This window comes from Serratia sp. Je.1.23.a, assembly GCF_051129805.1.
In the GTDB taxonomy this organism is placed as follows: Bacteria; Pseudomonadota; Gammaproteobacteria; order Enterobacterales; family Enterobacteriaceae; genus Serratia; species Serratia liquefaciens.
The window spans coordinates 754,799-776,144 of record NZ_JBCPSR010000001.1 but is presented as its reverse complement, the minus strand read 5'-3'; the positions used below and the strand labels follow the sequence as shown (position 1 = coordinate 776,144).

At 54.2% G+C, this 21,346-nt stretch carries 17 protein-coding genes; 9 read left to right on the top strand and 8 right to left on the bottom strand.

The window, feature by feature from the left end:
* Positions 1–368: 368 nt before the first annotated feature.
* Entirely contained in the window at positions 369–1,955 is a 1,587-nt protein-coding gene (locus AAZT04_RS03805) for a TerC family protein (protein WP_129940179.1), read from the top strand.
* A 28-nt stretch (positions 1,956–1,983) separates the two neighbouring features.
* Here the strand turns inward: AAZT04_RS03805 and dcuC are convergent, their stop codons facing one another.
* The 4 genes from dcuC to udk form a co-directional block, all read right to left on the bottom strand.
* Positions 1,984–3,342, bottom strand: coding sequence for an anaerobic C4-dicarboxylate transporter DcuC (gene dcuC / locus AAZT04_RS03800; protein WP_020826005.1), 1,359 nt, complete (start codon positions 3,340–3,342; stop codon positions 1,984–1,986).
* Positions 3,343–3,535: 193 nt separating this feature from the next.
* Positions 3,536–5,371 carry an outer membrane assembly protein AsmA gene (gene asmA / locus AAZT04_RS03795; protein ID WP_129983569.1) on the bottom strand — a complete coding sequence of 612 codons (1,836 nt, stop codon included), beginning with the start codon at positions 5,369–5,371 and terminating at the stop codon, positions 3,536–3,538.
* Positions 5,372–5,415: 44 nt separating this feature from the next.
* The gene (dcd, locus tag AAZT04_RS03790) at positions 5,416–5,997 is read right to left on the bottom strand and encodes a dCTP deaminase (RefSeq protein ID WP_012006010.1); all 582 of its coding nucleotides are present in this window, start codon (positions 5,995–5,997) and stop codon (positions 5,416–5,418) included.
* Positions 5,998–6,123: 126 nt separating this feature from the next.
* A complete protein-coding gene (gene udk / locus AAZT04_RS03785) occupies positions 6,124–6,765 on the bottom strand; it encodes a uridine kinase (RefSeq protein WP_020826003.1) in 642 nt (213 codons plus the stop codon).
* 243 nt (positions 6,766–7,008) lie between these two features.
* Here udk and AAZT04_RS03780 point away from each other — a divergent pair, with 243 nt between their 5' ends.
* A complete protein-coding gene (locus tag AAZT04_RS03780; protein WP_020826002.1) occupies positions 7,009–7,623 on the top strand; it encodes a phosphatase PAP2 family protein in 615 nt (204 codons plus the stop codon).
* 68 nt (positions 7,624–7,691) lie between these two features.
* On the opposite strand, the gene apbC is transcribed toward AAZT04_RS03780, so the two are convergent.
* The gene (apbC, locus tag AAZT04_RS03775) at positions 7,692–8,804 is read right to left on the bottom strand and encodes an iron-sulfur cluster carrier protein ApbC (RefSeq protein ID WP_048761692.1); all 1,113 of its coding nucleotides are present in this window, start codon (positions 8,802–8,804) and stop codon (positions 7,692–7,694) included.
* A gap of 160 nt (positions 8,805–8,964) precedes the next feature.
* Here apbC and metG point away from each other — a divergent pair, with 160 nt between their 5' ends.
* The 7 genes from metG to sanA all read left to right on the top strand — a co-directional run bounded on the left by metG (position 8,965) and on the right by sanA (position 17,517).
* Positions 8,965–10,992: a methionine--tRNA ligase gene (gene metG, locus AAZT04_RS03770; protein WP_020826000.1), complete on the top strand. Its 2,028-nt coding sequence runs from the start codon at positions 8,965–8,967 to the stop codon at positions 10,990–10,992.
* 219 nt (positions 10,993–11,211) lie between these two features.
* Positions 11,212–12,435 (top strand): MFS transporter, encoded by a 1,224-nt coding sequence (locus AAZT04_RS03765; protein ID WP_048761683.1) that lies wholly within the window; start codon positions 11,212–11,214, stop codon positions 12,433–12,435.
* 136 nt (positions 12,436–12,571) lie between these two features.
* Entirely contained in the window at positions 12,572–12,979 is a 408-nt protein-coding gene (locus AAZT04_RS03760) for a CidA/LrgA family protein (RefSeq protein WP_020825998.1), read from the top strand.
* A complete protein-coding gene (locus AAZT04_RS03755) occupies positions 12,976–13,671 on the top strand; it encodes a CidB/LrgB family autolysis modulator (protein ID WP_434679007.1) in 696 nt (231 codons plus the stop codon). Before AAZT04_RS03760 ends, AAZT04_RS03755 begins: the two co-directional genes overlap by 4 nt.
* Before the next feature lie 135 nt (positions 13,672–13,806).
* Positions 13,807–14,691 carry a cytidine deaminase gene (gene cdd, locus AAZT04_RS03750; RefSeq protein ID WP_048761681.1) on the top strand — a complete coding sequence of 295 codons (885 nt, stop codon included), beginning with the start codon at positions 13,807–13,809 and terminating at the stop codon, positions 14,689–14,691.
* Between the two features lie 222 nt (positions 14,692–14,913).
* A complete protein-coding gene (locus tag AAZT04_RS03745; protein ID WP_434679005.1) occupies positions 14,914–16,611 on the top strand; it encodes an NAD-dependent malic enzyme in 1,698 nt (565 codons plus the stop codon).
* 168 nt (positions 16,612–16,779) lie between these two features.
* Entirely contained in the window at positions 16,780–17,517 is a 738-nt protein-coding gene (sanA, locus tag AAZT04_RS03740; RefSeq protein ID WP_020825994.1) for an outer membrane permeability protein SanA, read from the top strand.
* Positions 17,518–17,583: 66 nt separating this feature from the next.
* On the opposite strand, the gene mglC is transcribed toward sanA, so the two are convergent.
* The 3 genes from mglC to mglB all read right to left on the bottom strand — a co-directional run bounded on the left by mglC (position 17,584) and on the right by mglB (position 21,271).
* Positions 17,584–18,594, bottom strand: a complete 1,011-nt coding sequence (mglC, locus tag AAZT04_RS03735) for a galactose/methyl galactoside ABC transporter permease MglC (protein WP_012005998.1) — start codon at positions 18,592–18,594, stop codon at positions 17,584–17,586.
* 11 nt (positions 18,595–18,605) lie between these two features.
* Positions 18,606–20,114, bottom strand: coding sequence for a galactose/methyl galactoside ABC transporter ATP-binding protein MglA (gene mglA / locus AAZT04_RS03730; RefSeq protein WP_020825993.1), 1,509 nt, complete (start codon positions 20,112–20,114; stop codon positions 18,606–18,608).
* 164 nt (positions 20,115–20,278) lie between these two features.
* Entirely contained in the window at positions 20,279–21,271 is a 993-nt protein-coding gene (gene mglB, locus AAZT04_RS03725; RefSeq protein ID WP_020825992.1) for a galactose/glucose ABC transporter substrate-binding protein MglB, read from the bottom strand.
* Positions 21,272–21,346: the final 75 nt, after the last annotated feature.

The window sequence follows — 21,346 nt, the reverse complement described above, 5'->3', positions numbered from 1 at the left end:
CCTAAGATACCCGTTAAGTACCCTTTTCAGAATAAGACTACCAAGACGGAAAAATTGTACAAAGTCTAACAGTCCATAATGTCCCTAACGATATGTTTTTAAAACCTTATATTTCCGTTGATTTTATCTACAACTTCCCATACTTCTGCTCCGGCAGCAGATTCTTCACTCCAAAATCCTCGTATTTCCACATCGTATTGTGTTGTTCTCCACTTAAGGGGGTGATTTTTTATGCACTATTTTGGCCATTTCCTTCATTTTGCTTGCTTGTCATGCCAGACAGCGGTTTTAAAGTTGAATTTTCCCCGCCCAGCACCCATCATTCACAGGCGGCATAAGCCGTCGAACTTACAGGTGAAATTGGGCGTATGGAATGGATCGCAGATCCAACAATTTGGGCCGGCCTGGCCACTCTGGTCGTGCTGGAAATCGTTCTGGGTATAGACAACCTTATCTTTATCGCCATTCTGGCGGAAAAATTACCTAAACATCAAAGAGATAAAGCCCGCGTCGTTGGTTTGTTACTGGCACTGCTGATGCGCTTGGCCCTGCTGGCTTCCATCTCGTGGTTGGCCACGCTCACCCAACCGCTGTTTTTTGCCGCCGGTCATCCGTTTAGCGGACGCGACCTTATTATGCTGGTCGGGGGTATCTTCCTGTTGTTCAAAGCTACCATGGAGCTTAACGAGCGGCTGGAGGGTAAAGATGAAGAGCAACATGGTTCGCGCAAAGGCGCCCGCTTCTGGCCTGTGGTGGCGCAAATTGTGGTGTTGGATGCCGTCTTCTCGCTCGACTCGGTGATAACCGCCGTCGGCATGGTCGACCATCTCGCCGTCATGATGATTGCGGTTTGTATCGCTATCGGCTTGATGCTGTTGGCCAGCAAGCCATTAACACGCTTCGTCAATGCCCATCCGACAATCGTCATCCTGTGCCTGAGCTTCCTGCTGATGATCGGCTTTAGCCTGGTCGCCGAAGGTTTTGGCTACCACATTCCTAAAGGCTATTTATACGCTGCAATAGGCTTCTCCGTAATGATTGAAGCATTGAACCAGCTGTCACAGTTTAATCGCCGCCGTTTTCTTTCCAAGGTGCGGCCCCTGCGCGAACGAACGGCTGAAGCCGTGCTGCGCATGCTGAGCGGCAAGCATGAGGAAGCTGAAGTGGACAGCCACTCCGCCAATCTACTGGCCGACAGCGACAGTGAAAGCGGCGAGATTTTCAATCAGCAGGAACGTCACATGATAGAACGCGTGCTGGGCATGGCACAGCGTACGGTTAGCAGCATCATGACCTCCCGCCATGATGTGGAATACCTTGAGTTGAACGATCCACAAGAAAAACTGACCCAGTTGCTGGAAAAAAACCAGCATACGCGCATCGTGGTGGTGGAAAACAGCGCCAGTGATGAGCCGCTCGGCGTCATCCATACTATTGATGTGTTGAAACAGCAGTTGAACCAAACCCCACTTGATTTACGCTCTCTGGTGCTGCAACCGCTGATCTTCCCCGAACAGTTAACTCTGCTGAGTGCGCTGGAGCAATTCCGCCAGGCACAGACGCATTTTGCCTTTGTGGTTGATGAGTTCGGCTCGGTCGAAGGGATTGTCACGCTGACCGACGTGATGGAAACCATCGCCGGTAACCTGCCGGAAGCAGGTGAAGAAGTCGATGCCCGGCATGACATCCAGCAAAATGAGGATGGCAGTTGGACTGCCAATGGCTATATGCCACTGGAGGATTTGGTACTTTATCTGCCATTACCACTGGAGGATAAGCGTGAGTACCACACGCTGGCTGGCTTGTTGATGGAGCACAGCCAACGTATCCCTCAGGAAGGTGAACAATTGCGGATCGGTGACTACCTGTTTGAACCGCTGGAAGTCAGCAGCCACCGTATTTTGAAAGTGAAAATCACGCCGTTGTCAGTACCAGAACCGGACTACGAAGTTTAAACTCAGGCCGGGCCTAGCCCGGCTCCTTTTATAAATGCTGGGGAACCAGCAGCTCCGTCGCCACTATAACCACGATTAACCCGACGATCACCGGCACCGAAGTGCGTTTTACCACTTCGAAAGGCGAGATCTTAGCCATGCCGGCCACCGCAACTACCACGCCGGAAACCGGTGACAGGGTGCGTCCCAGATTTGACGCCTGTAGCATCGGGATCACCAGATACGCCGGATTAACCCCCATCTGTGCCGCCAATTTAGGGATAAGCTCAACGAAAGCATAAAATGGTGCATTACCCGAACCGGTCGTCATAGCTGCCAGCATGGTAATCACCACCAACACCAACATCATGATAATGCCACCGGTACCGAACGACTGCGCCAGGCTAATCAGCCCACTGATAAACCCGACGGTACTCAACCCTTGAGCGAAAACGCCGGCTGCCACCAACAGCATAACGACGCTGGCGAACGCATCCGCCATACCGCGATAGGCCACTTCCAACCCGGTGAATACCTGTTTGGCGCTAAAACTGCGCAGAAATTCGATTACCGCCGCCAGCAACATGCACCCGACCAACACGGTGATGATATGCAGTTCCGGCCCCCATTTGCCATCAAATACCAATACACCGAGTATCGGTGTGAAAGGCAGTACGGCGTAGAAACCCGGTGCGTGGGTGGTGATTTCACTCACATCCATAATGTGATGCTGTTCGTTGTTCTTTTTGTCCAGATAGCGTTGCCAGAAGAAATGCGCGATGGCCATGCAGACAATGGCCGCAATGGAAATCGGTAAAGTGGTTTTAAATGCAAAATCGACCAGCGGCATTTCCGCCGCCTTGGCTGCCAACACCACGTCACCCGAGGTGGGCGCCAGGATAATCGCCGCAGGCGAAGCACAGATAGCTGCCGCCGCCCCCCTGCTGATGCCGACATTGACCATCAACGGGAATAACGTGGCCATCAGCAATACGCCCAGGCCCGTGGCTGAAGAGACCGCCAGTGACATCAGACAAGCGACAAAATAAGCCGCGACCATCAAAAGATAGGGAGAGTTGATCATCTGCAGCGGACGAGAAGCCAGCTTCACCACCACATCATTCGCGCCAATGTGCGTCATATAAGCGGCAAAGCCACACAGCATCATAATCATCATGCCAAGATCGCCACCGCGACTCATCAGCAAGATTTTGACGTATTCGATGATGTCAGTCGCACGCCACCCGGTAGTGGCAGCACTGGCAGGCAACAGGCTTTTGCCCATCAGGGCGCTGATTGCCAACAGCAATAAGCCCCCCACCATCAACACCCCGGTAGCGGAGTAGCCCTTGATGATGTAGCGGCCAACGCCCGCCGCGACGACCGCCCCAATCAGAAGCTCTATCATATTCCCTCAACTTATCTTTATCGTTATTGACCATGCCAAAGCGTATAAATCGCTTAACTGCGCACACTCTGCACAAACTCAGCCAAATGCATCATGATGTTCGTCAATGTTACGGGAGGAAATTATTGGGGGGAGAAACACTTTACGGGGTTTATCAAAAATGCGGGCCGAGAACCGACCCGCATCGTTAAGATTAGAGTTTATCGAGCAGCTTTTTCAGATCCTGCCCTTCGCGTGAATCCTGGTTCTTTTCAGCCCATTTGTTCAGCGCGTCCTTCGCCCGGTTCTGCAGCGTTTTACGCAGTACCTGATCGACCTGCAATTGGTAGTTGAGCTGATTCCACGGGCCATAAACCCGCAACGGAATCGGCGTTTTCTGCAGTTGTTCGATCAGATCGCTGCGCCCTTGCCAACCACCGGTTACCCGCACATTAAGCGCCATATCGCACTGTTTACCCGGCATATTTACGCTGCCGCCACCACTGAGGTTCAACAACGGTGAGTCTGCGCCCAGCTCGGTGATTTTTATCATGCCGTGATTTAGGCTGGCTTTCGCCGACAATTGCTTCACTTCGGTGTAACGCTGGTAATCGTCTTGCCCGCGCACGCTGTTGTCGTTACGCGCCACCGCTTGCTGAATCAGTTGCTGAATATTCAGGCCATGCAACTGCGCATCCTGCATCGTCATCTGAGCCGTGCCCTGCCAGCGTCGTTCAAATGACTGTGAGGTAAAGCGATCGCCGGTTAAATCCCCCTGCATGCTGAATTTGCCGGTCAACACCTGTGGCATCTCGAACGCTTTCAAAACGGTGCCAAGTTCAACCTGTTTCACAACCGGCTGCACAGTGATTACCGGGTGGCTGCCCCGGGCGTCGAGCGTCCCCGGCAACGCGAAATCACCACCGGCCAATTGCCCGGAGAGCGAATGCGATGTTAACAAGCCCTGGCGGTTTTCCGCCTCTAGCACCAAATGGGCAATGCTCATACCGCGATAGGTCAGTTGATCCACGTTCAGTTTGAGTTGCGCGTTAAAGTCTCGCAACACCTCTAGATTTTGTTGCGGATCGTCAATTTGGCTGGCAATGACCGGCGCCGAAGTCACGCCCTGCACTTGCTGGACTTGCGAATCGGTGGATTGCCAACCGGTAAACGCATCCATATTCACCGCAGTGGATGCCAGGTTCAGCACATAAGTCGGGATTTCACCGAGTTTAATATCGGCTGCACCGGTAAACCGGCTGTCATTAGCGCTAACATTCAGTTGGCTCAGCGCGACTTGCTGTGGTGTTTGTTGATATACCACCTGAGTGGTGCCATCACCCTTGATGCCACCGGCCAGAATGTCTGCACCTTCCAGTTGGTAACTGAACTGGCTCACATTGGCCGCAATACGCCGAGGGTATTGCTGTAAATCGATATCCGCTGCGATGCTGAAACTCAGATCGCGTTGATTGCGGTTCACCCGGCTGGACAGTTCCATTTGCGCCTGGCGTTTGGCATTTTGCTGCAGGCTGAGGTTAATATCACGAACGTTAATCTGTTCGTTATTGGGGCGCTGCCAAATTAGCAGGCTGTCCACCACGCGAAGGTTATCGATATCAAATTTCCACGGCGCCTCTGCCGACTCTTCGGAATGGCCCGCGGGGGCGATCGGTGCGTCAGGTTGAGTCTGCTCTTCACTGTCTGGCGTAAGGCGGATGACGGCATTTTTCAGCATCACCTGTTTTACAAACAGTTGATGCGACAGCAACGGCAGCAGTTTGACATCAAGACGCATATTTTCTGCGCTGACCACTGGGGCTGTGGCCCCCGGCGCGGTCAGCGTCATACGCCCTGCAAGAATGCTGAGCTGTGGCCAGATATGCCAACGCAGATCGCCATCCAACGTCAGATGATAACCGCTCTTTTGTTCAACCTTCGTGACCATGTAGGCACGAAAATCATTCGGATTAACCAACAGCACCAGCGCAGACATCCCCGCCACCAGCACCACCAGCAAAATCACCAAAGTCGTCAGTAATCTTCTCATGCCATCCTCTTGTCAACGCCACACCGACAGTGCTTCCAGCGCTGTTAGTCCTTGTCGATTCGACTGGCTACCGCACCCTGTTGATCGCGGTATTTTGCATCCTGCCGGCTGTTGTAAGGACGTGCCGCCGGCCCTGAAAGCGGTTCAAAACTCAGCGCGCCAATCAGCATGCCCGGGCGTAATGCCAGCGGTAGCTTACCTGAATTATAGAACTCCAGAACAATTCGGCCCTGCCAGCCTGGGTCGATACGGTGTGCGGTAACGTGCACCATTAACCCCAGGCGCGCCAGAGAGGAACGACCGTCCAGCCACCCAACCAGATCGTTTGGCAGCGTTACCGACTCCAGCGTCACCGCCAGTGCCAGTTCGCCAGGATGCAGGAAGAAGGCTTCGCCTTCTGGCAGAACGATTTCATCACTCATCACGCGATCCAGCGCGGCACTGACTTCATCCTTGGGTCCGCTGAGATCAATAAACGCGGCGGTGTGGCCGCGAAACACGCGGAACTGATTGCCTAAACGGACATCCACTGTGGCCCCGTTAATACGCTCAATCGGCGGACGCGGTGAAATCACCAGTTTTTCGCAATCCAGCCAGGCTTCTATATCACGGTCGCACAGTCTCATTTGTTTATCTCCATCAAAGCGTGTCACTAAAACAAAAATTGCCACACAACGAGCGAAAGGTCTACGCCGCAGCGTAAATAGTTGCCCGCTGGCCGGAAACACAGGTTTCCCGGCCATTGAACGGCATTATTCAAAGAATTGGCTGATTTTGGCTTTCAGAATATCGATCGCAATGCGGTTTTTACCCCCGCGAGGAACGATAATGTCAGCATATTGTTTGGAAGGTTCGATAAACTGCAGGAACATCGGACGAACGGTTTTCTGGTATTGCGCCATCACCGAATCCATTGAACGACCACGCTCATTCACGTCGCGCTTCATACGGCGCATCAAGCAAATATCCAGTGGCGTATCGACAAAGATCGAGAAGTTCATTTCCTGACGCAAACGGATGTCCGTTAATAGCAGGATCCCCTCCAAAATAATCACCTTTTTCGGTTCAAGGTGAACAGTCTCTTTTTTGCGCGTGTGTTCGGTGTAGCTATACAAAGGTAATTCTATCGCCCTGCCTGATTTCAGCATTTGCAGATGCTGGAACAGCAGATTGTGGTCCATGGCACTCGGGTGGTCATAGTTGGTCTTGACCCGTTCTTCCATGGTCAGGTGTGTCTGGTCTTTGTAGTAACTGTCTTCAGGAATAACGCCGATATGTTCATCGCCAACCTGATCGCGAAGCTCACGATACAATGTACTGGCGATAAGGCTTTTTCCGGAGGCAGATGCGCCGGCGATACCAATAATGACGCACTGATGCGGCTTGTCAGTCATAAAATTAAAGACCTGATTTCGTAGTGTGAAGGGGGGGACTAAAACGCGACAATTATAGGGAGTTAGCGGGCATTGCGCCAGACTATATTGGCGCCGTTGGGCGCTATCTGCGGTTATTTCGCCAGAATAGGCATGGCAGCGTTTTAAGATTATTGCGTCTAGGGCAATTGAACGCCACAGGGTAAACTCCGACGCTTGCTCATCATCCTGCTAATGGGATGATATCTTTTACCGGAGATTGACGTGCTGGACTGGCATTTTCTGACATTTTTTGGCGACAGCATGTTGCTGTTGCCCTGCTCGCTGATTCTTTTTGCCGTATTGGTCGCCCCTCGCACCACCCGGACTGCCGGCTGGCAGTGGGCGCTGGTCTTCGGCTGCGCCGGTGGCGTGGTGTGTGCATCCAAACTGGCCTTTATGGGCTGGGGCATTGGCATTAAAAGCTATGATTTTACCGGTTTTAGCGGCCACTCTGCGTTGGCGGCCAGCATCTGGCCAGTACTGCTCTGGACGTTGACCGGCCGATTTTCTCATGCCGTGCGCAGCATGGCGCTGGTGGTGGGTCTGGTCTTGCCGCTTACCATCGGGCTCTCTCGGCTTGCTATCCATGTGCACTCACCTTCGGAAGTGGTGAGCGGACTGATTCTGGGTTATCTGGCCAGCACCCTGTTCCTGTGGTTGCAGCGTGGTAAACCACGCCCCCAGCTTTCCGTTCCGCAGATTATCGTCGCACTGGCGCTACCAATGGTGCTCATGGGCGTACGGCAACCGGCACCGACTCAGGGGCTGTTGGAGCATATTGCCACCGTATTGGCACAGATCGAACGCCCGTACACCAGGGCTGATTTGCACAAATAAGTTATTCCCCCATAAGCAAAACCCCGGAAATATCCGGGGTTTTATCTTTCTGCCTGCGACGATTACAACTACAACGCGCGGAAAGAAATTTCTGTTGGGATAGCTTCGCCCTGCCAGTACATTTGCGCGGCCACCCGGCCGGCAAGTTGGCGATACAGTTCGGCAAACTCACTGTCCGGTCGGCTTATCACCGTTGGCGCACCGCGATCCAAATCCTCGCGCAGAGAAATGTGCAGCGGCAGTTGCCCCAACAGGCGGCTGTGGTATTTCTTCACCAGCTTCTCCGCCCCGCCGGTACCGAAGATCGGCTCGTGATGTCCGCAGTTGCTGCAAATATGCACGCTCATGTTTTCCACGATACCCAAGACCGGCACATGCACTTTTTCAAACATCACAATGCCCTTGGCGGCATCGAGCAGCGCAATATCCTGCGGTGTTGTAACAACCAGAGCGCCAGTGACCGGAATATTTTGCGACAGCGTCAACTGGATGTCGCCAGTGCCCGGCGGCATATCCAGCACCAAATAGTCCAGATCCGGCCACAGCGTGTCCTGCAGCAGTTGCATCAGCGCCTTGCTGGCCATTGGACCACGCCAAACCATGGCGTTGTCATCGGTCACCAGATAACCGATCGAGTTGGTCGCTAACCCGTGGGCCACGATCGGCGCCATGTGCTGACCGTCCGGCGAGGTTGGTCGCTCGTTTTCGGTCCCCAGCATGTTCGGAATTGACGGGCCATAGATGTCGGCGTCCAAAATACCGACCTTGGCGCCTTCTGCCGCCAGCGCTAACGCCAGGTTAACCGCTGTGGTGGATTTGCCCACCCCGCCCTTGCCGGAACTGATGGCGATGATATTACGCACGCCCTTGATGCCGGCCTGATCGTTGGCGCGTTTCAGCGTGGTGATATCATGCTTCAGTTTCCAGTCAATCGCCTCGGCGCCGGTCACGCGCAGCAGTTCTGCGCTGACGCTGTCTTTGAGCGCCTCAAAACCACTTTGCCAGGCAAAGGGCATGGTCAATTCAATATGCAGCACATTATCCAGCAGCGCGCAGTGGTGAATTGCCTTCAGCGCAGTCAGATTGTTTTTTAACGTCGGGTGTTCAAAGGCGGCCAGTACACCGGTCACCAGGACACGCAGAACTTCGGGGTTGGTCTGCTCGGGGGATTTTGCGTTCATCCCGGCTCCTTGATTTTGAATGGATAGCTTCCCGCTAAGCATATCAGAAGTGAGAGCCGGTCGGCGCATGTCCGCACAAAGAAACCGCCCTAGCCGTGGCGGGCGCGATCGGGTAACATCGAAGACCCTTTTTATTCATTACAGAAACCAAGTTCTCACTATGGCTCAAGTCGCGAAAAAATTATTGGTGACGTGCGCGCTACCGTACGCAAATGGTTCCATCCATCTCGGCCACATGCTCGAGCATATCCAGGCAGATATCTGGGTTCGTTACCAACGAATGCGCGGCAACGAGGTTCATTTCATCTGTGCGGACGACGCGCACGGCACGCCAATCATGCTGAAAGCTCAGCAGTTGGGTATCAAGCCGGAAGAAATGATTGCGGAGATGAGCCAGGAGCACCAACAGGATTTCGCCGGTTTTGGCATCAGCTATGATAACTATCATTCCACCCATAGCGATGAAAACCGTGAACTGTCGAGCCTGATTTACGGCCGCCTGAAAGAAAACGGCTTTATCAAGAACCGCACTATTTCCCAGCTGTACGATCCGGAGAAAGGCATGTTCCTGCCCGACCGTTTCGTCAAAGGCACCTGCCCGAAATGTAAATCACCGGATCAATACGGCGACAACTGCGAAGTCTGCGGCGCGACCTACAGCCCGACCGAGTTGATCGAGCCGAAATCCGTGGTTTCCGGGGCAACGCCGGTATTGCGCGATTCAGAGCACTTCTTCTTTGATCTGCCGTCGTTCAGCGAAATGCTGCAGGCCTGGACCCGTTCCGGCGCGCTGCAAGAACAGGTGGCAAACAAGATGCAGGAGTGGTTCGAATCCGGCCTGCAACAGTGGGATATCTCCCGCGATGCGCCGTATTTCGGCTTTGAAATCCCGGACGCGCCGGGCAAATACTTCTACGTCTGGCTAGATGCGCCTATCGGTTACATGGGTTCATTCAAAAACCTGTGCGACAAGCGCGGCGATCTGGATTTTGACGAGTTCTGGCGTAAGGACTCCACGACCGAGCTGTATCACTTTATCGGTAAAGACATCGTTTATTTCCACAGCCTGTTCTGGCCGGCGATGCTGGAAGGAAGTAACTTCCGCAAACCGACCAATCTGTTCGTGCACGGCTATGTGACAGTGAACGGCGCCAAGATGTCCAAATCTCGCGGCACTTTCATCAAGGCCGGCACCTACTTGCAACACCTGGATGCCGACTGCCTGCGTTATTACTACGCCGCCAAGCTGTCTTCACGCATTGACGATATCGACCTGAATCTGGAAGATTTCGTGCAGCGGGTGAACGCCGACATCGTCAACAAAGTGGTCAACCTGGCTTCGCGCAACGCCGGCTTTATCAGCAAGCGTTTCGGTGGCCAACTGGCCGACAAGCTGGCCGATCCGGCGCTGTACCAGACCTTCGTTGACGCAGCGCAAAGCATCGCCGACGCCTACGCCAGCCGTGAGTCGGGCCGTGCAATCCGCGAAATCATGGCGCTGGCCGATTTGGCTAACCGCTATGTGGACGAACAGGCTCCTTGGGTGGTGGCGAAGCAAGAAGGCCGCGATGCCGATCTGCAGGCCATCTGTTCCATGGGTATCAACCTGTTCCGCGTGCTGATGACCTATCTGAAACCGGTGCTGCCGTCACTGACCGAACGTACCGAAGCCTTCCTCAACTGCGAGCTTACCTGGGACAGCATCCAGCAACCGCTGTTGGGGCATCAGGTCAACGCATTCAAGGCGCTGTTCAACCGTATCGACCTGGATAAGGTCAATGAAATGGTTAGCGCCTCGAAAGAAGACATGGCGGCAACGAAAGTGGTCAGCGGGCCGTTGGCGGACGATCCTATTCAGGAAACCATCACCTTTGACGATTTCGCCAAGGTTGATATGCGCATTGCGCTGATCAAGAGCGCCGACTTTGTTGAAGGTTCAGACAAGTTGCTGAAGCTGCAGCTGGATCTGGGCGGCGAATCACGTCAGATCTTCTCTGGCATTCGCTCCGCTTACCCGGATCCGAAAGCGCTTGAAGGCCGTCTGACCATCATGGTCGCCAACCTGGCACCGCGTAAAATGCGCTTCGGGATTTCTGAAGGCATGGTGATGGCTGCCGGCCCAGGAGGGAAAGAGATCTTCCTGCTGAGCCCGGACAGCGGCGCACAGCCAGGAATGCAGGTGAAATAATACCTGTTTTCCAACCTCTAAAGGGTCGAGCTTGCTCGGCCCTTTTTATGCGCTTAGTCCAGTAGTGATACGCCAGGCTTCAGGCTAAAACCGGCAAGTAATCCCTCTCCAGGAGCTTACCGAAGTAACCTCTTTTTTTACATCGCCTCTTCCCAGACGGCCAAAATGAGCTATGTTATCCATACTGGTTTTATCACTGTATGCATAAACAGGTCTGATATGAAGGGATTCCCACCGCTGATTAACGCCTTGCTGGTCAGTTCGCTGGTACTGACCATTGGCCGCGGCGTAACGCTGCCGTTCATTACTATCTATCTGACCGGGCATTTTCATCTGCTGCCCAAAAGCGTCGGCATCATTCTGGGTATCAGCCTGGCGCTCGGCATTTTCGCCAGCCTGTATGGCGGCTACCTGGTAGACAAATTCAACAAAAAAACGCTGATCCTGATTTCCATTCTTTTGTTCGCCCTGAGTTTTTTCGCTATCCCGTGGATCCCGCGGCCAGGGGGGATCGTTGTGGTTTTGGCTATTTTACATACCGCCTATTCCGTATTGGGCATCACCATTAAAGCGTGCTTTGCCGACTGGCTGCCGGTCGCGCAGCGCATCAAAGCCTTTTCAATAAACTATACGCTGGTCAACGTCGGCTGGGCGGTTGGATCATCGTTGGGGGTACTGGTGGCAGGTCTGGATCCGCTGTTGCCGTTTTACCTTTCCGGTGGATTGGCTTTATTCACGGTGGCGACGCTGAACTTCATCCTGGGCAAGCAGCCCGCTACGGCCCCGGTCGCGCTGGATGCAACGCCCGCCGCCCGCCCTAATTTTCGCCAAACGCTGACCATCCTGCGTAACGATCGCCGGCTGATTTACTTTACCCTTGGCAGTACGCTGGGTGCGGTGGTTTTTGGCCAGTTCTCCGGCTATTTATCGCAATACCTGATCACCGTTTCTAATGCAGAGTTCGCTTATCAGGTCATTGGGGCGGTGATGATCGTCAACGCCTGTATCGTCATCGCCCTGCAGTATCTGCTCAGCCGCGGCATGCGTCAGGAAAATATGCTGCGCTGGCTGGCGCTGGGCACGCTATTTTTCATTCTCGGGCTGATCGGTTTTTGGCTGGCCGGGCAATCGCTCTGGCTCTGGATCCTTGCCATGGCGATATTCACCCTGGGCGAAATCATAGTGATCCCGGTGGAATATATGTTTATCGACTTCATCGCGCCACAGCACCTGAAAGGCAGCTATTACGGCGTACAAAACCTAAGCGCTCTGGGCGGCGCCATCAATCCGGTACTGTGCGGTTTTATTCTCAGCTACGCCGCGCCGCAAATGATGTTTCTGATGTTGATTGCTGCTGCGCTGCTCAGCCTGCTATTCTTTTTTCTCGGGCATCGCCTGGCGCAGAGGCAACAACAGAATGCCAACTTCGCCAGTGCAGAATAAACCTGCGTCCCTTTTCATCGTGGTTGTCAACCAGCCCCATCGGCATGGTAGCCATAGAGAGAATTCATGGTGTGATTTGTGGCGAAGATCACAGTTTAATTGTATGATGAATGCATCGGTTAAACGGGATTAAGTTATGGCCAAGCTACTCACTCTGTGCTGGAAATACCTGAGGGCATTCGTCCTTATCTACCTTTGTCTGTTCGCCGGCAATGCCATCGCGGCTCTGCTGCCGATCGCCATTCCGGGCAGCATTATCGGCATGCTGTTGCTGTTCGCCCTGCTCTCCACCCAAATTCTGCCGGCCAAATGGGTCAAACCCGGTTGCCACCTGCTGATCCGCTATATGGTGCTGTTGTTCGTGCCTATCGGCGTGGGAGTGATGAAATACTATGACCAAATTATCGAGCATCTGGGGCCGCTGGTGGTGTCCTGCATCGTCAGCACCCTGATGGTGTTGGTGGTGGTCGGCTACACCTCACATTATTTCCACCGGGAGCGCACCATCATCGGCAAGCCGGATGCCGCGGAGGGCGAAAAATGATCCATGAAATCTGGTGGTCATTACCGCTGACGCTGGCCATCTATTTTGCAGCGCGCAAACTGGCGCAATGGCTGAACATGCCGTTGCTGAACCCACTGCTGGTGTCGATGGCGGTGATCATCCCCCTGCTGTTGCTGACCGGTATTCCTTATGAGCGTTATTTTCAGGGCAGTAAAATCCTCAATGACTTGCTGCAACCGGCCGTAGTGGCACTGGCTTATCCGCTGTATGAACAGCTGCATCAGATCCGCGCGCGCTGGAAGTCCATTATCGCCGTCTGCTTTATCGGCAGCCTGACCGCGATGATCAGCGGCGGCGCCATCGCTTTATGGATGGGGGCCACGCCGGAAATTGCCGCTTCCATCATGCCAAAATCGGTCACCACCCCCATCGCCATGGCGGTCGCAGAGTCGCTCGGCGGCATTCCGGCAATCAGCGCCGTTTGCGTGATTTTCGTCGGTATTCTCGGCGCGGTTTTCGGGCATACGCTGTTCAAAGTATTGAAAATCACCACCCGCTCGGCACGCGGGTTGGCAATGGGGACCTCGTCACATGCGCTGGGCACGGCACGCTGTGCGGAAATGGACTATCAGGAAGGGGCATTTGGTTCACTGGCCCTGGTGATCTGCGGCATCATCACCTCGCTGCTGGCGCCGTTTCTGTTTCCGGTACTGTTGCACCTGTTTGCCTGAGGCCTAAAACTTGCGATACATCTCGCATTTATGGTTTTCATTGCATTGATTTCATCAATAAAGAGATTTGCATCACACTTTATTCGCACCGGGCTGCCTAGAATGTTATCCCGTTAACCTGTAGAGAGAGTTTCTATGCACCCGCGTTTTCAAACCGCTTTTGCTGAACTGCCCGCCACATTGCAATCCGCCCTGCTGCCTTATTTTGATGCGCCTGATTTTCCGGCCATGCTCAAGGCGGAACAAGTGGATGCTATCAAGCAGCGCTGCGGGCTGGATGATGATGCTCTGGCATTCGCTCTGCTGCCGCTGGCGGCGGCCTGCTCGTTAGCGCCGATTTCGCAGTTTTATGTTGGCGCCATTGCTCGCGGGCAGAGCGGCAACCTGTATTTTGGCGCCAACATGGAGTTCAGCGGCGCGCCGATGCAACAAACCATTCATGCAGAGCAGTGTGCCGTGACTCATGCCTGGCTACGCGGCGAATCAGCGTTAGCCTCCATCACCGTTAACTACACGCCTTGTGGTCACTGCCGTCAGTTTATGAACGAACTCAACAGTGGTACCACGCTGAAAATTCGTCTGCCCGGTCGCGAACCTGCCACCCTGGGCGACTATCTGCCGGATGCCTTCGGCCCGAAAGACCTGAATATCGCCACGTTGCTGATGGACCGCGTCGATCATGGTTTTCAACTGACGCTGACCGACGAACTGGAGATGGCCGCGCTGGCTGCCGCCAATCAGAGTCACGCGCCCTACAGCAATGCCCACAGCGGCGTCGCACTGGAAGCCGAAGACGGGACGATTTATAGCGGTCGCTATGCGGAAAACGCAGCCTTCAACCCCAGCCTGCCACCGCTGCAGGCCGCACTGATTCTGATGAACGTCTCCGGCGGCGACTGCCAAAAAGTGGTTCGAGCGGTGCTGGCCGAGCCCGACAGTGCCATCCTCACCCAATGGGATGCTACCCGCGCCACGTTGGCCGCGCTGGGTTGCCAAAATGTCAGTCGTATCACTTTCTAAATCTGCCCCCTGGCGGTGCTGCCCGGCACCGCTGTTACCAGCCCCGCCAGCCGATTACAATGGCATTCACGTCTTAAAACACTTTCTTTAGTTAAATTAGGACTTGATCGTCGATAATTACGCCAATTTACCTCATGATCCGATAACAATTGCTGTACATATTTCCCCGATCTTTTAGGATCTAGCCCATAAAGTTATCCGATACGTTGAAGAGCAAAAGCCATGGAACTTGAATACGAAAGCAAACGCCCTCTCTACATCCCTTATGCCGGCCCTATTCTGCTGGAATTTCCGCTGCTCAATAAAGGCAGCGCTTTCACCGAGGATGAACGCAGCCATTTCAACCTGCACGGGTTGCTGCCAGAAGCGGTAGAAACCATCGAAGAGCAGGCGGAACGTGCCTACCGCCAGTACCAGGATTTCAAAAACGACAGCGATAAACACATTTATCTGCGTAATATCCAGGACACCAACGAAACCCTGTTCTATCGCCTGCTGGAAGCGCACCTGAGCGAGATGATGCCGATCATCTACACGCCGACGGTGGGTGAGGCCTGTGAGCACTTCTCCGATATTTACCGCCGGGCGCGTGGGCTGTTTATCTCCTACCCTAACCGCGACCGCATTGACGACATGCTGCAAAACGCCACCAAGCAAAACGTTAAGGTGATCGTCGTCACCGACGGTGAGCGCATTCTCGGTCTGGGCGACCAGGGTATCGGCGGCATGGGCATTCCAATCGGTAAACTGTCGCTATACACCGCCTGCGGCGGCATCAGCCCGGCCTATACCCTGCCGGTGGTACTGGACGTCGGCACCAACAACCCGCAGCGCCTGAACGATCCGCTGTACATGGGCTGGCGTCACCCGCGTATTTCAGGCGACGAATACCACGCCTTTGTTGAAGAGTTTATCCAGGCGGTCAAGCGCCGCTGGCCGAACGTGCTGCTGCAGTTCGAAGATTTTGCGCAGAATAACGCCACCCCGCTGCTGAACCGCTACCGTGACGAAATCTGCTGCTTCAACGACGACATTCAGGGCACCGCAGCCGTCACGCTGGGCAGCCTGATCGCCGCCAGCCGCGCCGCCGGCAGCCAACTGCGCGATCAGACCGTCACCTTCCTGGGCGCCGGCTCTGCAGGTTGCGGTATTGCCGAGCAAATTATCGCGCAGATGAAATCCGAAGGCCTGAGCGAAGACGAAGCCCGCGCGCGCGTCTTTATGGTCGACCGTTTCGGCCTGCTGACCGACAAACTGCCTAACCTGCTCGATTTCCAGAGCAAGCTGGTGCAAAAAAGCGAGAGTCTGACCGCATGGCAGACAGAAAGCGATGCCATTTCCCTGCTGGACGTGGTGCGTAATGCCAAGCCAACCATTTTGATCGGCGTTTCGGGCCAGCCAGGCCTGTTTACCGAAGAACTGATCCGCGAAATGCACAAGCACTGCCCGCGCCCGATCGTCATGCCGCTGTCCAACCCAACTTCCCGCGTGGAAGCCCGCCCGGAAGACATCATTAACTGGACTGAAGGCGCTGCATTAGTAGCAACCGGCAGCCCGTTTGCGCCGGTGAGCTACAAAGATCAGGTCTTCCCGATTGCCCAGTGCAACAACTCCTATATCTTCCCGGGGATTGGATTGGGCGTACTGGCCTCCGGCGCCACCCGCGTCACCGACGCGATGCTGATGGCCGCCAGCCGTGCGCTGGCCGACTGTTCGCCGCTGGCAACTGACGGGCATGGCGCACTGCTGCCGAATATCGACGATATTCAGGGCGTGTCCAAATGCATTGCCATGGAAGTGGGTAAAGCGGCACAGCTGCAAGGCGTTGCTGTGGTCACCTCAGAAGAAGCGCTGTCGAAAGGCATCGAACACAACTTCTGGCGCCCGCAATACCGCAGCTATAAGCGCACTTCATTCTGATTTGCGCAGTTAAACATCAGGCCCGGCTCGCCGGGCTTTTTTTATGCTCAAAACCGCCTAAAAATGCGGTGCAATGCTTGCTTGATAGGGCGTCAAGCTTGCGTCGGCCTGTCAGGTAAAGTAGCCTTGAGCCATCTTTTTTGGCCCCTGTGCGCGTAAGGCAATAACATGTGGAAACGCCTGATAATCAGCCTGTTCATCATCACTGCGCTGTTGATGCTTTCGGCTCTCGCGCTCGATCGTTGGATCAGTTGGAAAACCGCGCCTTACGTCTATGACGAACTGCAAGGCCTGCCTCATCGCCAGGTCGGCGTGGTACTGGGCACGGCCAAATATTACCGCACCGGCGTGATCAACCAATATTATCGCTACCGCATTCAGGGCGCGATTAATGCCTATAACAGCGGCAAAGTGAAATACCTGCTGCTGAGCGGCGACAATGCCCAGCAAAGCTACAACGAGCCGATGACCATGCGCCGCGATTTGATCGCCGCCGGCGTGGCGCCCAGCGATATCGTGCTGGATTATGCCGGTTTCCGTACTCTTGACTCTATCGTACGCACCCGCAAAGTGTTCGACACCAACGACTTTATCATTATCACCCAGCGCTTCCATTGCGAGCGCGCGCTGTTTATCGCGCTGCATATGGGGATCCAGGCTCAGTGCTACGCTGTCCCTTCGCCAAAAGACATGATGACGGTACGGGCACGCGAGATCTTCGCTCGCCTTGGAGCGCTGACCGATTTGTACATACTAAAACGCGAGCCGCGCTTCCTCGGGCCACTGATCCCCATTTCCGCCATGCATACCGTACCGGAAGATGCCCAAGGCTACCCGGCAGTTTCGCCAGAGCAATTGGTTGAGCTGGAACACAAGCTGGCTGCGGAAAAACAAAAGGCCAAATAAGCTTTATACCGCCCTGGAAACAGCAACGGCCAGCATTTGCTGGCCGTTTTCATAGCTGAGACACAACTATTTTTTCTTGGCGTATTTTAAGGAGTCCAACGCCACGGCGAAGATAATGATGCCGCCCTTGATGATGTACTGCCAGTAAGGGTTAACGCCAATGTAGGTCAGGCCGTAGTTGATAACCGTAAAGATGATGACCCCGGTCACGACCCCCAGAACCGTCCCGACACCGCCGGCAAAGGACACCCCGCCTACCACGCACGCCGCAATGGCGTCCAGTTCATACATAAAGCCCAGGTTATTGGTGGCGCTGCCGATACGGCCCGCTTCCAGTAAGCCGCCGAAGGCGTAGAACACCCCGGACAGCGCATAAATCATGATCAGGTTCAACGGCACGTTCACGCCGGAAACCTTGGCTGCCTCAGGGTTGCCGCCGATGGCGAAAATATTTTTGCCAAAGCGGGTTTTATTCCACAGGATCCAGACAAAAATAATCGCAATGATGGCGTAGAAGGTGATGTACGACAGCTTAAAGTCGCCAAAACGCAGGAACCCCTGGGCAAAGGTGGAAAACTTGGGATCAAACCCCGCCACTGGCGATGCGCCAACAGAGTCGTAATACAGCGAGTTGATGCCGTAAACGATGATCATGGTGCCCAGCGTGGTAATAAACGGCGTCACATTGAGGTAAGCGATGATCAAACCGTTCACCAGACCGATCACCGCACCCACGGCGCACACCAGCAGGATCACCAGCGGGATCGACCAGGTTTCCATATGCGGGAATACCTTGTTCACGTTATCCATCGACTGCAACAACGTCGCCGCGATCACCGCCGCCAGGCCAACCTGGCGCCCGGCGGACAGGTCGGTCCCCTGGGTAACAATCAGCCCCGCCACGCCCAGTGCAATAATGATGCGCACCGAAGACTGGGTCAGGATATTGCTCAGGTTCATTAGACTGAGGAAGGTCGGGTCCTGGATAATAATAATTGCCAGCAGCACCAGCAACACTACGTAAATGCCACCTTCCTTGAAATAGGTGAACAAAGTTTTTTTATTCAGCGCGTTCATAATTCTGATCCTTAAAGGTGCAGGGATGCGAGACGTAAAATTTCATTTTGCGAGGTCTGTTTGGTGTTAACGATGCCCGCAACCTGACCATTACTCATCACCAGTATTCTGTCGGTAATTCCCAAAAGCTCCGGCATTTCAGACGAGACAATAATGATCCCCTTGCCCTTCTTCGCCAGTTCGGTCATCAGCTGATAAATTTCGAATTTGGCACCGACGTCAATGCCGCGCGTCGGCTCATCCAGCATTAATATTTCCGGCTGAGTCAGCAGCCAACGGCCGATGATCACCTTCTGCTGATTACCGCCCGACAGCGAACCTATGTGGGTATGGTGGCCCGGGGTTTTGACCCGCATGGCATCGATCACCCACTGGGTATCGCTTTTCATGCGGGCGTTATCCAACAGGCCGATTTTATTTTTGTAGTTGCGAATATTGGAGATCAGCGAGTTGAACCCCACGTCCAGATAGGCATAAATCCCGGTTGAACGACGTTCTTCGGTGACCAGTGCGAAACCGTGGTTTATCGCCTCATTGGCGCTGTGGTTGTTGATGGTTTTGCCGTGCAGCTTGATGGTACCCGCAATTTTTTCGCGGATGCCAAACAGGGTTTCGACGATGTCGGTACGTTTGGCCCCCACCAGCCCGGCGATGCCGAGGATCTCACCCTGATGCAGATCGAAAGAGACGTCGCGAATCGAAGGCTGGCGCAAGGAGGTCAGGTTCTTCACCTCCAGGATCACCTCGCCCGGCGTATTCTGTCGATCGGGGAAACGCTGGCTGAGCGAACGCCCCACCATCATCGAGATGATCTTGTCCATATCCAGCCCTTCCAGCGGCTGGGTGGCGATCCACTGGCCATCACGCAGAATGGTGATTTCGTCGCACAGCTGGAAGATCTCTTCCATCTTATGCGAGATATAGACGATGCCGCAGCCGCGTTCCTTCAGCTTGCGGATAATGGTGAACAGGTGGTTCACCTCTTTTTCCGTCAGCGATGAAGTGGGCTCATCCATAATGACAATCTTGGCGTCATAGGAGAAAGCCTTGGCGATTTCAATCATCTGCATTTGCGATACCGATAGCGTGCCCACTTTATCCCGCGGGTTAATATCAATATCCAGCTCGTCGAATATCGCCTGGGTATCTTTCAGCATCTTGTCCTGATCGACAAACATGCCCTTGGTCGGGTAGCGCCCCAACCACATGTTGTCCATCACGGTGCGCTGCAAGACCAGGTTTAATTCCTGATGCACCATGGACACGCCGTGTTCCAGCGCCTCTTTAGAGCTTTTGAAATCTATTTCCTGGCCCTGAAAAATAATACTGCCGGCATCCTTTTTATAAATGCCGAACAGGCATTTTAATAATGTCGATTTCCCCGCGCCGTTCTCTCCCATTAATGCATGAATGGAGTGCGGACGAACGCGCAGATTCACATTATCCAATGCCTTGACGCCGGGAAATGATTTACTGATATCAGTCATTTCCAGCAAAAATTCGCGTGGGCTGTCGGCCATAAATACACCTGGCTATGTGACCCGACACCTTCCAAACCGCCGCCTAATTAGCTGCAGCTTGAAACTCATCGGATCTGGGCTGTGATTTTAAGAAAAATTACCCCGCCGGCGGCTTTCCTGGTGTTGGCGCTGGGCAGCGCACCGCAGGCGGGGCCATTCAGAACTTACTTAACAAATTTGGACAAATTGTCCTTATCTACGCCAACGTAAGGAATGCGCACCACTTTATTGTCGATTTTATATTGGGTGCCGTCGGCAGCAGGTTTGCCCGCCGCCAGGTTTTTCGCCAGCTCGAAGGTGGCTTTGGCCTGATTGTCGGCATCGTTCAGCACCGTCCCTGCCATTGCGCCGGATTTCACCATCGCCAGAGCCTCTGGCAAGGCATCGACACCGAATACCGGGATGCTGGATTTGTTGTGCGCTTTCAGCGCTTCTACCGCCCCCATCGCCATGGCATCGTTGTTGGCGATAACCACTTCGATTTTGTTGGCGTTAGGGCCGGACAGCCAGGCGTCCATCTTGTCTTTTGCCTGTGCGGTGTCCCACATCGCGGTGTCCATCTGCAGTTGCTGAGTTTTGATACCGTCGTCATTCAGCGTTTTCACCACGTAAGTGGTACGCGCTTCTGCATCCGGATGGCCCGGTTCACCTTTCAGCAACACGTACTGGATCTGGCCGTCTTTATTCAAATCCCAGTTCGGGTTGGCCTTCCAGTGTTTCTCAATCAGTTGGCCCTGGATCACGCCGGACTCTTTAGAGTCGGTGCCCACGTAATAGGCTTTGTCATAGCTGTCCAGCGCTTTGCGGGAAGGCTCTTTGTTGTAGAACACGATAGGGATATCGTTTGCGCGTGCCTTATCAATCACCACCGGGGCAGCCGCTGGATCCACCAGGTTAATCGCCAGCGCTTTTACGCCCTTGGCGATCAGCACGTCGATCTGGTCGTTTTGTTTGGATTGGTCGTTCTGCGAGTCATTCATCAGCAGGGTGACATCCGGAGAGGCCTTGGCGTCTTTCTCGATTGCCTTGCGCACCACCGACATAAAGTTGTCGTCATATTTATAAATCGTGACGCCAATACGGGTATCTGCGTGAGCTGCGGCGCCAAACATCATGGCTGCGGCCGTCGCGGCCAGGGTGAAAACCTTCTTATTCATTGTGTGTCTCCGGTTTATGTAGGGTCTTGCTCGGTATTAGGCCAAGGGCAACCGGCGGTGTCAGCACGACCGGGC